We start from the raw sequence: 13,943 nt of genomic DNA, 5'->3' as shown, positions 1-13,943 counted from the left end.
TATGAAAAAGCCCAATTGCCGGCTTTTTCAAGAGCAAATTTTTCTTGGGGCGTGCGGTGAGCCTCCTCGTCGCTTTGCTCCTGCGGGGTAAAATGGCCATGCTTTTCGGGCCATTTCTACCTGGGTCTCACCTGTCCCGCTAAATCCCGAAGGAGTCTTCGCGCCTAGAACGAAGAGCAACAGGATTTTTAAATTTAACATTCGGCTATAAAATAAAAGAACATGCCAATGGCATGCTCATAAAACAGCTTAATATTAATTAATTGCCTAGGAAATAGTATCACATATCGCTCCCGATACATCATATAGTTCAAGATTTATATCAACCTTTTCCCCTATTGCCAGCTTTGCCAGCTGGGCCCCAAGGTATGGGCCAACCGTCAATCCAGAGGATCCCAGCCCATTTGCGAGGAGGATATTTTCAAATCCTGGCACTGGTCCAATGATCGGCAGGAAATTTGGTGCTACCGGCCTGAATCCAACGCGAGCCTCAAGGAATGTTCCATCAGCAAGTCCAGGAGCGACAGCCAATGCTTTATCAAGGATTTCGTGCATCCCTCCAGCTGTTACCCTTCGGTCGAACTGCATTTCGTCTTCGTGGGTCGCTCCAATCACGACTCTTCCGCCTTCAAAAGCAAGGATATATTGATTATTTGGAGGCATCACAACCGGCCAACCCTTTGTGTCTGTTTCCTCTAGCTGCAGATGGAGGATTTGCGCCTTTTGCGGTGCGATACTCAGCACCTTTCCCAGCGGCTTCAAGAGCTCAGGAGCCCACGCACCTGCTGTAATGATGATGGCGTCCGCATCAAATCGTTCCTCTCCAGCCCGTACTGTTTTAACCTGTCCATGGGAAGCTTCCAATACGGCATTTCCTTTAACCATTCTGGCGCCATTCTTTCCTGCAGCACTGAGCAGGGCATCCGTTATGGCGCGACCATCTACGCGCGCCCCGCCGCTGATGTGGACACTGGAATATTCAGCTGCAGCCGGCGGAAAAAGCCGCGATGTTTCTTCCTCAGTAAGCAGGTTGATGTCGCCAATTTCCGGGGCATCCTCCTTCCGGATAGCTGCCCGTTCTTCCATTTTCTGCAGTTTCGCTGCGTCTGTATGGATGCTGATGGTTCCTACTTTTTCATAGCCTGTCTCGGTCTCCCCATCATCCTCAAGCTGCCTGATCAGAGAACTGTAATAGGCAGCCCCACTCTTTGCCAGCGAATACCATGCCTTATTCCTGCGCTGGCTTAGCCATGGACAAATAATCCCTGCAGCGGCATCTGTCGCCTGTCCGGGTTCGTTTCTGTCAATAACTGTGACACTGGCACCTGATTTAGCAAGGTGGTAGGCCGTCGAAGCTCCTAAGATTCCACCGCCGATGACAACAACTTTTTTCATAAATGAACACCTTTTCCCTATTTTACTTGTGTACATTCTACAGGAGTACTGCTGCAGACTTCAATGTCCCAATGAGAACCATTTATTTTTACATAGACCATGAATGTATAAAAAAATTTCACATACAATTTATCACTTGTCCTTAAAAGGAAGCGATAGAATGCTAACTGCTGTTCACTATAAAAAACTCTCAGATCTGGTCAACTTTCTATTTTTCTATATAAATGTATTCGTGGCTTTTGCGCTGATCTATTTTTTCCTGGATATTTCAAAACTGGGCCCGCTGCTGGACCCCTTTTCCCTCAAGCCGCAAATACCTTTAGCCGATAAACTTTGGAATGCTGTGCACTTGAGTGCAGCGGCAATGCTCTTCGAAAGCTATTCCGACGTCATTCCAATTGGCTGGTCAAAAACAGTCGCTTTTATGGAACAAAGCATCGGGTTTTTGCTGCCTGTATTCTTTATGGTTAAGTTTATTACTCCGGAGAATGAATCCCGGTCAAAAAGACAGGTTCCGGTGTTCAAGCTATTTTTAAAATCCTTATTTGTCATTGCCGGAGCCCTGTTCGTATCGATCAGCCTTGAGATTTTTTTAGTCCCCAACCATATCATTGATGGCGGGATTGTCGGCATCTCCATCATCATGTCCTATCTAACAGGCCTGAAGCTTGAGCTTTACTTATTGATTCTGAATCTCCCGTTCCTGTATCTTGGTTACCTGAAAATCGGCAAAAGATTCGTGCTGACCACTTTATTTGGCATCACGGTTCTGTCTATGGGAACACTCCTGCTCTACAATGTCCCTGTCCCGACAGAAAACCCGCTGTTAGCCTCAGTATTGGGCGGGGCATGCCTTGGGGTAGGGGTTGGGCTCGTCATCCGTTTCGGGGGCTCACTCGACGGTACAGAGATTGTCGGGATTTTATTGAACAGGCGAACTTCTTTATCAATCGGGAAAGCCATCATGTTCATGAACTTCTTCGTCTTTTCAAGCGCCGGGTTTATTTTTGGCTGGGATCGGGCGCTGCTGTCTTTGGGTGCTTACTTTATTGCTTCTAATATGATTGATCTTACCATCAAAGGCCTGAAATGATGAATCTGAATAATTATGAAACTGCCCGCAAAAGATAATATAAATTCGCAGAGCATCGAGGCCTCTATGATTACTGTTTCTTTCTTTATTTCGTTTGCCATCATCTTGATTTTATTTTTCATTCTACTTCGCAAGAAGAATAACAAACTAATGCTTCTTTTCGTTTTGCTGGGATTGGAATACCTATTCACCAGTTTTATTTCTGTTATTGCGGATAATGAAAAATTATGGAGGATTTCCAAGGAGCCCTCCCATTTTGTCATGTTCAGAGTTGAAGAGGTAGTCGTTATCCCTCTTCTGCTTCTCTGGTACCTCGAATTTGACAGAAGAGTTCACTCTTTGCCTGCTAAAGTTACACTTTTCGTGATTTGGGTTCTTTCATTGACCGGTATTGAAAAGCTGCTCGTCCTTCTCAAGGTCATGGACCAGGTAAATTGGCCGCTTTGGGCTTCTTTGGGATCCTGGATATTTTTCTTGGCCCTGACCCGTTCTTTGGGGAAATTATTTAGCATCATCTTGCAAAAGGAAGGAGTCAAACCATGAGCTTTTTGCCTCTGCCCAAGGATTTTGACCTGAATGAATGGTATATCCTTCTGTCCGCCCTGGCTCTCGTATTCCTTCTGTATAAGCTGCCAAAGCGTTTCCCTGCATCCATTACGCTGCTGCTTTTGTTATTTACGGCTGCAGTATCGAGAGTGACTGACCACCTTCTCGCCGGTCCCCATCAGGATTTGTATGACATTATGGATACCAGCAAATATGAGCTTTTTGATTTATTTTCTATATCACATACGTCCCATTCGGCTACGTGTTCATTTACATATACGACAAGTATCAATTAAAAGGACTGAAGCTGGCTTTTTATATATTAACTTTTTCTCTGGGCGGCGTCCTATTTGAACTGCTAATCTCAGCCAACCTGCTAGGCTTTCTGCATTATAAAATCTGGACTCCCTTTATGTCCTGGCCTGTCTATTTAACAGTACAGCCATTGACCATCCTGTTTTTCGAACTCACAAAATACCTGCATGACAACTCGGCCGGAGTCTCTGATGGACCCTCATAAAGTTCGAAGTGCATTGAGCGGTGCTCCCAATGCACTTCAGAGGATAAAAAACTGTTTGAACTGCAATGAGCGGTACCCTCAATGCACTTCAGAGAGGAAGAAGATGTTTAAACTACAATATCAGTTGATAAGGGTGCCTAGCAGCATCCTTTTCTTTTCATTGCTCCTATATGGATAAATTATCCTCAACAACAAATACTAACCTCTTACCAACCGTCTGCATTATTTAGTCGGGTGAGATTCTCTTATAGGTATGCTGGCAATGTTTCTGCTATAATTTTAACGATTGCTAGTGGAAGAAATGAATGACCTATAATCATATAACAAGAAGCACTTCACCCCTTTAAAGCGCCGGGGGTCTGACCCCCGGTGCTTTAAAGGGGTAAAGCTTAGTGCTTAATTGTTTTCTTGATTTATTGCTTATTGGTTTTATTGTTTTGTTTTTTTAATTACCATTTGCCTTTACTATATAGCTGAAAAACTGGAGTGAATGAGTTGATGAATACTAAGAAGGCTCTGCCTATTTTATTTTTGGTCATGTTCCTGGTGATGGTTGGGTTTGGGATCATCATTCCGGTAATGCCTTTCTATGCTGAGGAGATCGGTGCGAGCCCGACACAGCTGGGGTTATTGATGGCTGTCTATTCGTTGATGCAGCTTTTATTCGCACCTATGTGGGGCCGCGTGTCTGACAGGATTGGCAGGAAGCCGGTCATCATGATCGGAATCCTGGGGCTCTCGCTCTCGTTCTTCCTGATGGCGATTTCATCTGAGCTTTGGATGCTGTTTGCGGCCAGGATCATTGGCGGGCTGCTGTCCTCGGCTAACATGCCAACTGTCATGGCATACGTAGCGGACATCACTTCCGAGGAAGACCGCGGAAAGGGAATGGGTATCATCGGTGCCTCTGTCGGTCTTGGCTTTATATTCGGGCCGGCGATTGGCGGGATTTTTTCACAATCAAACTTAAGCACTCCGTTTTACCTTGCTGGCGCCACATCGCTGCTTACGTTCCTGCTCGTCACGTTTGTCCTGAAAGAATCTCTGACCCCTGAACAGCGCAGCCATCAGGCGAAGGAAAAAACGTCTTTATTGAAGGCATTCAACGGACCGGTATCTGTCCTGTATATCCTTCAGCTTTTTGTGTCTCTCTCATTGTCAGGCCTCGAAGCAACCTTTGCGTATTTTGCAGCAGAGAAGGCCGGACTGGAATCGGTTCAGCTGGGCTATATTTTCATGATTATGGGACTTGCCGGCGCGATCGTCCAGGGAGGATTGGTAGGGCGAATGACCAAGAAATTTGGTGAAGGTGCCGTCATTCAGCTCGGAATCATCATTTCAGCTATCGGCTTTGGTTTGATATTGCTGATCAACGGTTTCGGTACTGCAGCCCTCTTCTTAACGATCTTCGGTGTCGGAAACGGGCTTATTCGCCCAAGTGTATCATCCCTTCTTACCAAGAAATCGACTGCAGGACACGGCAGCACGACCGGCTTGCTGTCATCGTTTGACTCACTTGGCAGGATTATCGGCCCTCCATTGGGAGGATTCCTGTTCTCGATTGCGATTGGCATGCCTTATATTTCGGGTGTGATTTTATCCGCCATCGCTCTTATCCTTTATCAAGTCTATAACACAAGAACGAAAAATTCTTTTTCTGCCAATGTATAAAACAGAGAAGGAGGACGGCTTCAATGCCGTCCTCCTTTTTTATGGTTCTGTTACATTTGCCGCTTCCGCTGTTTCGACCATTGGCAGGCGTATTGTTATTATCGTCCCTTCATTCAATTTGCTCTGATAAAAGATGGAGCCGTTGTGCTGCTTGATGATTTTATGGCAGATCATTAAGCCCAGGCCCGTCCCCTTTTCTTTTAGCGTGTAAAAGGGTTCTCCCAACCGCGGAAGCAATTCTTCCGGAATTCCGCAGCCCTCGTCCTGAATAGCGACGATGCAATGGCTATCCTGCTCTCTATACAGGCTGACTTTGATGGTCCCGCCTTTAGGCATCGCCTCCATCGCATTCTTGAAGATATTCAGGAAGACCTGCCTGATTTGATTCTTTTCGCAGGTGATATAGAAATCCGCTTCCTGATAGCTTTTTACAAACTGGATATCCTTCATATTGGCCTGGGGCGACAGCAGTTCAATCGTATTTTCAAGAAGGATCTGCAAGTTCTCTTGATTAAGCTGAATGGCCTGGGGCTTGCCCAGTGACAGCATTTCACTTGTGATCGTTTCAATCCTGTCCAGTTCGCTTAGCAGTAAGTCATTAAAATTAATAGAGCTATCCTCTTTTTTATAGAGCTGCACGAATCCCTTTATGGTTGTAAGAGGATTTCGAATTTCATGGGCAACACCCGCTGCCAGTTCGCCAACAATTGAAAGTTTCTCAGATTGCAACAGGATTTCTTCGGCTTTTTTCCGTTCGGAAATATCCCGGCTGATGATCACAATATGTTCAATGGTCCCGTCTTTCCCGATGACAGGCATAGAGCGTGATTCAAACTCGATGCAGCAGCCGTCTTTATGGAGCATTCGGAATTCCATCGGGTGTGATTCCATATCTGTGATTATTCTTTTAATTGTGTTTTGAAAACCGCTTATGTCATCAGAATGGATAAACTGCAGGAATCCCTTAGCCGCCAGTTCCTCCAGTGAATAGCCTAAAGATTTTTCATGCGACGGCGACAGATAGCTGATTCTGCTGTCCTGGTCCACTACCATGATTAAATCTGATGTATTTTCAGCAATCAGACGATATTTTGCCTCGCTTTCCTCCAATGATCTCTCGACTTTCCTTTTCTCAGAAATAATCCGATATAATTTTTCGTAAGACTCAATCAGCAATCCGCCAATCATTACTCCGAGCACGATAAAAAGAAGATACTGAAGATGGAAAACCGGATCGTTTCGAAAAACATTGAATATCAGCGGTACCGTCACGATGTATATGCAGATATAAGATGCTGTCAATATAATGGTTCTTTTTAAAGGCGCTGCATTAAAAAATCGCCTATGTAAAAATGTGAACGAAACCATAATGACCAGCCAGCCTGTTATGGCAGGCAGCCAATTTTCACTCGCAATCAGCCTGCTGACAATGACAAAGATTCCCGTTATTGACCCTGCTGTGGGTCCAAGATATGCAAAAACTAAAATTAAGATTGCATATCTAATATCATATGTAAATCCATTCAGCTGAAACGAAAGGCCTACGAGAACGGATGATACAAGCCCTGCATATAACCCTGCCCAGACAGGCAGCTGTTTTAACGGTTTATGGTTGATAAAAGAACGGATGATTAATGGTGTACTGACTAATAAAGAAAAAATGGAGAGATTAATTAAATAGTCTAAGAAAATCAATAGACCCCCACCTATTTTCATAATTTTCACACATTAATAATAAACCACTATTATTATCTTTGCCATAGTATTTTATTCTCGCAGGATATTTATTGAAATATTTTAATTATTCAATGATATTTACTGACAATATTTCGCTTTTCGTAGTAAAATTAGATTACTAAAGGAGGAGATTCATATGAATAAAACCGTTGAAAAACGCCTTTTTCGTTCAGAGGTTCCCGGGGAACTGACATGGGATTTGGATGATTTATTTGTCTCTGACCAGTCCTGGGAATCTGCACTTGAGGAAATTTCAGCAGATGTGAAAAAGGTCAGCGATTATAAGGGCACATTGCATAGCGGAGCTGACGCGCTGCTAACCTGTCTTGAAGCCCAGGAAAAGCTATTCGAGAAACTGACTAAAGTCCGTACATATGCAAGTTTGAAGCAATCTGCCGATGGCACTGACCCACTAAACCAGGCAAATTCTGCAAAGGCTGCTTCCGTTGGTACAGAAGCACAGGCTGCTTTGTCATTTATATCTTCTGAAATCCTGGAGCTTGAGGAAGGCACTGTGGAGAAGTTCCTCGACGAGGAGCCAAAGCTTGAGCCATTCCGGAAAAACCTTCTTGAACTGCTGGAAACAAAGAAGCATAAGCTATCTCCCGAAACTGAGGAAGTATTGGCCTCACTCGGTGAAGTCCATGCTGCTCCCTATAAAATCTATGAAATGGCCAAACTGGCTGATATGTCTTTTTCGCCTATTGAAGATGAGCAGGGCAATGAGCTGCCTGTTTCCTTTGCCCTTTTCGAAAGCAGATATGAATTCTCACCAGATACTGATGTCCGCAGAAAAGCATACGATTCTTTCGTAGACACACTTAAACAATACAAAAATACAATCGCGGCAACGTACGCTACAGAAGTAAAAAAGCAGGTCACATTAGCCCGCCTGCGTAACTACGAATCTGTCACCCATATGCTGCTTGAGCCTCAGCAGGTCACATTGGAAATGTACAACAACCAGATTGATATCATTTATAAAGAGCTAGCGCCACATATGCGCCGCTTCGCCCAGCTGAAAAAGAAAGTTCTTGGCCTGGATAAAATGATGTTCTGTGATCTAAAGGCACCTTTCGAACCGGATTTCGATCCAAAAATCACCTATGAAGAAGCAAGCAAGGTCATCTCAGAGTCATTGAAGGTCATGGGTACTGAATATGTGGAAATGGTCGAGAAGGGCTTTAAGGAACGCTGGGTTGACCTTGCAGATAACGTCGGCAAATCTACTGGTGCCTTCTGCTCTAGCCCATATGGTTCACATCCTTACATCCTGATTACATGGGCAGACAATATGAGGGGCTGCTTCACGCTTGCCCATGAGTTTGGCCATGCAGGACATTTTTATTTAGCCAATAAGCATCAGCGCATCATGAATGTCCGTCCTTCCATGTACTTCATCGAAGCGCCGTCGACAATGAATGAAATGCTATTGGCACAGCATCTGCTTAATGAACACAAAGACGATCAGCAGATGCGCCGCTGGGTCATCCTTCAGCTTTTAGGAACTTATTATCATAACTTTGTCACTCATTTGCTTGAAGCGGAGTACCAGCGCCGGGTTTATGCGCATGCTGAGGCCGGAAAAGCATTGACTGCAAAAACACTGACAGAGATCAAAGCAGACGTCCTGACAGGCTTCTGGGGAGATACAGTGGAAATCGATGAAGGAGCCAGCCTAACATGGATGCGCCAGCCGCATTACTATATGGGCTTGTACCCTTACACATATTCAGCTGGTTTGACTGCCTCTACTGCCGTTGCCCAGTTGATCCAGGAAGAAGGCCAGCCGGCTGTCGACCGCTGGCTCGAGGTGCTCCGCGCGGGCGGCACCATGAAGCCTCTTGAACTGTTAAAGCATGCTGGCCTTGATATGTCAACGCCAGAACCGGTCCGTAAGGCCGTTGCTTATGTTGGTTCGTTAATCGACGAGCTGGAAAACTCTTATCAATAATGCAACAAAAAGGAACCCCTCGGCTCTGAGGGATTCCTTTTTTGTTACTTATTCATTTTGGCGAGGAAGTCACCAAGAAGATCGTCTAAATCTTCATCCGTTTCTTCGGCAGACTCTTCCGAATCCTCGTTTTGTTTCATAGATTCCCAGCTGAACGAATCAAGGTCATCCTCAAAAGGATCCGTTTCCGCCGAGGAAGCCGTTTCTTCTGCTGCAGCGATACTGCTGTTATCCTGTATCGCTTCAAAAGTTGGATATACAGTCTCTTCCTGCAGATAGAGCGCCTCATCGATTTCAGTTGATTTACTGTTCAATGAAGCAAGCAGGGCGGTGGCCCGTATCGGGTCCGTTAACAGGTGATACACAATATTACCAAGCAGGGCCTCTGAATGCTCGTGCTTGATCCAATCCCGTTGTGATTTACTTAAATTACGAGGAAGAGGAATAGTGATCGTTTCGCGTTCCCTGGAAGAAGAACTGCCAACGCCCTGCATAACAAATTCAGCGATCTTGCTCGAGAAATTCCTTCTCTCTGTTTCCTTTAGCTTTTGCAGATGCCTCAATATATGGTCCGGCGTGTCTGAAGGAACACGAAATGACAGGGCTTGTCCTCTTTTTATCTCGTTTGGGTTGGTTTTTTTCATAAAATCACCTTATCTTTAGCTTTTTACAGGCTCAGAAGCAGGTTTACTCTTTTCTGTTTTCTTCACATAATCCATGATCAGCTTGTAGTATGCATTTGCCATCATCCAAATGCTTTCTTTTTCGTCTTCGAAAAATTCAATGTTGTAGCCATCAAGATTATTGTTCAATGTTTTGATATATTCCTTCAGTACTGTTGCACCACCGCCGACAAAATAGCAAATTTCAGTTTGAGAGTTCTTTGCCCACACATTGCGAAGCAGGCGGTATTGCTTTTTAGCCAGTTCAAGAAGGATGCGGTCCGTAATATCATGTACGCTTGTGCGGCTTCCCTTGACCATAATATGGTTGCGGTCATTCTTGCGGGTGATGATTTCCACTACATCTCTGCGGCTGTCCAATTCAACGCCATGCTTGCTGCGGATTTCTTCCCTGATTTGTTCCAATGCTTCAGAAACGCCAAGATTGAAGCCCTGTGCTTTGTCATCATCCACATTTCTATTTTTAATAACTGCAATATCAGTTGATAAACCGCCAATATCCTGGATCAGGATTCTGCGGTCAATCAAATCCTTATTGATGATCTTGAGGCTGTTATCCATCACTAGATTGATATAAGCTGCAAAGCCTTCAGGATAAACTTTTACTTCATCAAATTTAATATTAACCTTTATACCTTGGTATTTTGGAGTCACAAGGAATTCTACCTGGTGGACAGAACCAACCAGCTTTGAACGGTAGCCTGCATCCTTGCCTTCTTTTACTTCACGAAGCGGAAGGCCTGTTCCAAGTGTGTAGTTTGCATCAATGACATTTTTATTTTTGGTGAAGAGTTTGCCATTTTCTTCTCTGACTGCATCCAATGCAAGTGTTGCAAAAAGCATGATCAATGTCTGATCTTCCTCTGACTTGCTGCTTCCTGGGTCCAACTCGGTAGCATTATCACTCTTAGTTGCCAGATTGCCGACACGATAAATAGCATTATTATCTTTCAGGGCAGGGGAGTGGACTTTGATGTGGATACCATCAAGCGGATCCTTTGTATCCAGTTCCTCGATTCCGATAACCGGCCGGTCTTCTGTGTCTCTCGCAATGATATTTGGGATATTCAATTCGAAATCAACGTCTCCAAATATCGCTTTAATAGAATCATTACCTACATCGACTGCTGCAATTCTGGATTTTGTCATTCATATCATTCCTTTTCATTAATCTAAGTAAATTATGTATCTACTACTATTTTAAAGGTAAAGGGAATTAATAGATACTGCAATAAAAACAGGTGAAAAGAAATATATTTGTAAACATGTAAACAAGACGTAAACACAACCACATTTGTATACACAATTGTACACAACGACGACAAATCTGTATACATATTGATTTACCAACATGTGTACACTTTTGTATACATGTAAACAGAATTGTGCACTTATTGTTTACAAAATGTTTACAAGTACACAATATTGTATACATCGTCAGAATCCTTGTATTTTTCCCTAAAATTCCCATTCGTTCCACTCCCCTCCCCTGCCGGATTCCGGCCTGTTTTTTATTTCATTCTCCACGTTCTGATTTTTCCGATGAAAAATAGAATGGAAATAGTGTGAATATATCAGGTGATTTTAGGAGGAAAAAAGATGAAGATACAAAGATTGGGACATGCGATGTATGTATTAAAAAGTGAAGAAGGAAAGAAATACTTAATCGATCCGTTTTTTGATCTTAACCCTGGTTTTCCTAAGCATTTAAATACGGCTGAATTTTTCAAATCAATAGATTGTGTATTGCTGACTCACGGACATTTTGACCATACTAGCGGCCTGGCCAAATTGGTTGAGCACAAGCCAGATATAATGATCATAGCCCAATACGAACTGGCCATGATCCTGCTTCAGCAAGGGATCAAAAACGTCCTGCCTATCAATATAGGCGGCTCGGCAGCATTTGATGAATTAACGATTACAATGGTCCAGGCAAATCACACATCCTCCTATGGCGAGACAGAAGGAAGCCCTGTATATGCAGGTCTGGCTGCAGGCTATATTTTTGATTTTAAGAATGATTTTACAGTCTATCACTCCGGAGATACGGGCTTAATGGAGGATATGAAGCTGATCCAGGAGTTCTATGACCCGGAAATCGCCATTCTTGCTTCTTCAGGACATTTTACAATGGGGCCAAGGGAAGCTGCATACTCTGTAAAAAAACTATTGGATGTTAAGTATGTCATTCCGAGCCATACCTTCCCTTCACAAGAAACAGCCCCCTCCCCTGAGACCCTGAATCAGTTATTGCAGGCTTTCCCTGTCGTTGGGTTTATGGTGGATAAAGATCAGGAGCTGGCTGAGCTATTAAAGGATTATAAAAAGACAGAGGTTATTGTCCTTGGTTACGGGGAAGAGAAAGAGTTCACTAAAGGATAATCAGGATAAGGCCCAAGCACCTAGCTTAGGGCCTTTTTCCTCCCCCAAGGAGGAAATCCCTTTAAAAGCTTGAATAGATATTAGTGAATACTCAATAAGGGGTCTTAAGAATGTCTAACACACTAGAAAAAATTGATACGATAATCGTAGAAAATATGAAAAATAATCAGATACCCGGTGCTGCGGTAGCTGTCATCAAAGATCATGAAGTGATTTTAGCAAAGGGTTTTGGCAGGAATGCTGCTGAAGAATGGGGAATGCCGATTCGAACAAATACCCTTTTCCGCATCGCTTCGGTCAGCAAGCTGTTCACAGGTACGGTCATGATGAGGCTTGTTGAGAAAGGCATATTGGATTTAGACAAAACCGTCCAGCATTATGTCCCCTGGTTCACCACATCAAACCCTGGACTGTCTGAAAAGATCACAATCAGAATGCTGCTAACACACTCATCAGGGCTGCCTACAGGTGACGACACACGGTTTAAATATGATGAGGCTGCTCCCCTGCTGTACATGAAGGAAGTTGTGCCAACCCTGCCAATCCTTTTTGAGCCAGGCACCGCCTATTCTTATGGTAACCACGGCTTGAATATTGCAGGTTTTGTCGCAGAACAGGTAACAGGGAAGCCATTCGCTTCCCTGGTGCAGGAATTGCTCTTCAAACCGCTGAATATGAATCAGACAACCTATGATCCTTTGAAGGCGATGACCTATCCATTGGCTCTTCCTCACGAGAAAGGTGAGGCCGGAGAGCTTTCGGTGGCTCATCAGTTTTATGATGTTGTCGCAAGCTATCCTTCTTATTATGCTTTCTCTTCCATTGATGATCTTTGTAAATTTGCCTTGATGCATCTTAATGAGGGAGTCTATCAAAATTCCGCTATTCTTTCTGCTGACTCTATTAAAGAAATGAGAAGCCAGCAAAGCAAATGGTACAATACAACCGATGGCGGCTGCGGGATTTCTTTTTTCAAGGAAACTAAGGATGGGATCGACCGCTACTGGCATTACGGGCAGTACAGCAGCCAGTATTCAAGCCAGTTCATTCTTGTTCCGGAAAAAGGAATTGCCGTGATTGCACTGGCAAATGGCGAGAATATCTTTCAAGCCGGTTATGATATTGTCGACGAGCTGCTCGCTGAATCGCCTTCGGAAGCTGCCATTCACCCAAGCGAATCTGGCAAAGGGGATGTGGACTGGGACCATTATGAAGGAGTTTATTTACACAGCTATTATGGATTGATGGAAATCAGATCGGATGAGTCAGGACATGCTCTCATCTACGAAGACCAAGAGTATTTGCTCCAGCCTTTTAATTCAGATACCTTTTTAGCCCTGGATCAGGAAGGACAAATCGCCTTTAATGTCGGTTTTCCGGCCAGTGCTGGGCTCCAGTCCATTAAAAGCATTGTTGTCAATAGCAAGGCCTGCCCAGAATTTAAAACTGTTTACACCCCTTCCCAAGAGGACTGGAATAACTGGGAAGGACAATACTCTGATGGAAGAGAAAGCTACGAAGTCTGGATTCAAGGAGAAAACTTGATGATTAAAGACGTTCAAAATAATATGGAGTTAAGCGGAAAAGCGATTGCCCATAACCAATTTTTGACGAAGGAATATGGCCTGGTAAACTTTGTAGAAATTAATGGCCATATCAATCTTGAATTTGATTTTGCATGGCGCTATCCGAAGCAGCGCGTTCCTGCTCTGTCTTGCTAAAGAAAGCTCTGTTAAACAAGGCTGTTGATTTTCGTTCCAGGCGCTTCGCTTTCCTCTGAAAAATTATGAAAAAGCCCAACTGCCGGCTTTTTCAAGGGCAAATTTTTCTTGGGGCGTGCGGTGAGCCTCCTCGTCGCTTTGCTCCTGCGGGGTAAAATGGCCATGCTTTTCGGGCCATTTCTACCTGGGTCTCACCTGTCCCGCTTCATCCCGAAAGAGTCTACGCGCCTGAAACGAA

11 protein-coding genes are annotated in these 13,943 nt (G+C 44.1%); 7 read left to right on the top strand and 4 right to left on the bottom strand.

Translation table 11 applies throughout. The annotated features are described in order from the left end of the window. Positions 1 to 267: 267 nt before the first annotated feature. Complete coding sequence (locus AC3EBE_RS02530; RefSeq protein WP_488593441.1) at positions 268 to 1,395, bottom strand: NAD(P)/FAD-dependent oxidoreductase; 1,128 nt, start codon at positions 1,393 to 1,395, stop codon at positions 268 to 270. A gap of 160 nt (positions 1,396 to 1,555) precedes the next feature. Here AC3EBE_RS02530 and AC3EBE_RS02525 point away from each other — a divergent pair, with 160 nt between their 5' ends. The 4 genes from AC3EBE_RS02525 (at position 1,556) to AC3EBE_RS02510 (ending at position 5,225) form a co-directional block, all read left to right on the top strand. Next, positions 1,556 to 2,488 (top strand): YitT family protein, encoded by a 933-nt coding sequence (locus AC3EBE_RS02525; RefSeq protein ID WP_488593440.1) that lies wholly within the window; start codon positions 1,556 to 1,558, stop codon positions 2,486 to 2,488. Between the two features lie 66 nt (positions 2,489 to 2,554). Further along, on the top strand, positions 2,555 to 3,031 hold the full coding sequence (locus tag AC3EBE_RS02520) for a hypothetical protein (protein WP_488593439.1): 477 nt from the start codon (positions 2,555 to 2,557) through the stop codon (positions 3,029 to 3,031). After that, positions 3,028 to 3,330 carry a hypothetical protein gene (locus AC3EBE_RS02515; RefSeq protein ID WP_488593438.1) on the top strand — a complete coding sequence of 101 codons (303 nt, stop codon included), beginning with the start codon at positions 3,028 to 3,030 and terminating at the stop codon, positions 3,328 to 3,330. The genes AC3EBE_RS02520 and AC3EBE_RS02515 overlap by 4 nt, the downstream gene beginning before the upstream one ends. A gap of 722 nt (positions 3,331 to 4,052) precedes the next feature. After that, on the top strand, positions 4,053 to 5,225 hold the full coding sequence (locus tag AC3EBE_RS02510) for an MFS transporter (RefSeq protein WP_488593442.1): 1,173 nt from the start codon (positions 4,053 to 4,055) through the stop codon (positions 5,223 to 5,225). 39 nt (positions 5,226 to 5,264) lie between these two features. Here the strand turns inward: AC3EBE_RS02510 and AC3EBE_RS02505 are convergent, their stop codons facing one another. Then, positions 5,265 to 6,920 (bottom strand): ATP-binding protein, encoded by a 1,656-nt coding sequence (locus AC3EBE_RS02505; RefSeq protein ID WP_488593437.1) that lies wholly within the window; start codon positions 6,918 to 6,920, stop codon positions 5,265 to 5,267. Positions 6,921 to 7,098: 178 nt separating this feature from the next. On the opposite strand from AC3EBE_RS02505, the gene pepF reads away from it, so the two are divergent. After that, a complete protein-coding gene (gene pepF, locus AC3EBE_RS02500) occupies positions 7,099 to 8,916 on the top strand; it encodes an oligoendopeptidase F (protein ID WP_488593436.1) in 1,818 nt (605 codons plus the stop codon). Between the two features lie 44 nt (positions 8,917 to 8,960). On the opposite strand, the gene AC3EBE_RS02495 is transcribed toward pepF, so the two are convergent. Together AC3EBE_RS02495 and AC3EBE_RS02490 are read right to left on the bottom strand one after the other, a co-directional pair. Beyond that, positions 8,961 to 9,560 carry a hypothetical protein gene (locus AC3EBE_RS02495; protein ID WP_488593435.1) on the bottom strand — a complete coding sequence of 200 codons (600 nt, stop codon included), beginning with the start codon at positions 9,558 to 9,560 and terminating at the stop codon, positions 8,961 to 8,963. A gap of 15 nt (positions 9,561 to 9,575) precedes the next feature. After that, positions 9,576 to 10,748 (bottom strand): Alp7A family actin-like protein, encoded by a 1,173-nt coding sequence (locus AC3EBE_RS02490; protein WP_488593434.1) that lies wholly within the window; start codon positions 10,746 to 10,748, stop codon positions 9,576 to 9,578. 450 nt (positions 10,749 to 11,198) lie between these two features. Between AC3EBE_RS02490 and AC3EBE_RS02485 the strand changes: the two genes are divergently transcribed. Further along, positions 11,199 to 11,984 (top strand): metal-dependent hydrolase, encoded by a 786-nt coding sequence (locus tag AC3EBE_RS02485; RefSeq protein ID WP_488593433.1) that lies wholly within the window; start codon positions 11,199 to 11,201, stop codon positions 11,982 to 11,984. 110 nt (positions 11,985 to 12,094) lie between these two features. Continuing rightward, entirely contained in the window at positions 12,095 to 13,705 is a 1,611-nt protein-coding gene (locus tag AC3EBE_RS02480; RefSeq protein WP_488593432.1) for a serine hydrolase domain-containing protein, read from the top strand. The last annotated feature ends 238 nt before the right edge of the window (positions 13,706 to 13,943 follow it).

Source organism: Mesobacillus sp. (assembly GCF_057785455.1).
This window is presented reverse-complemented; position numbering and strand designations above follow the sequence as displayed.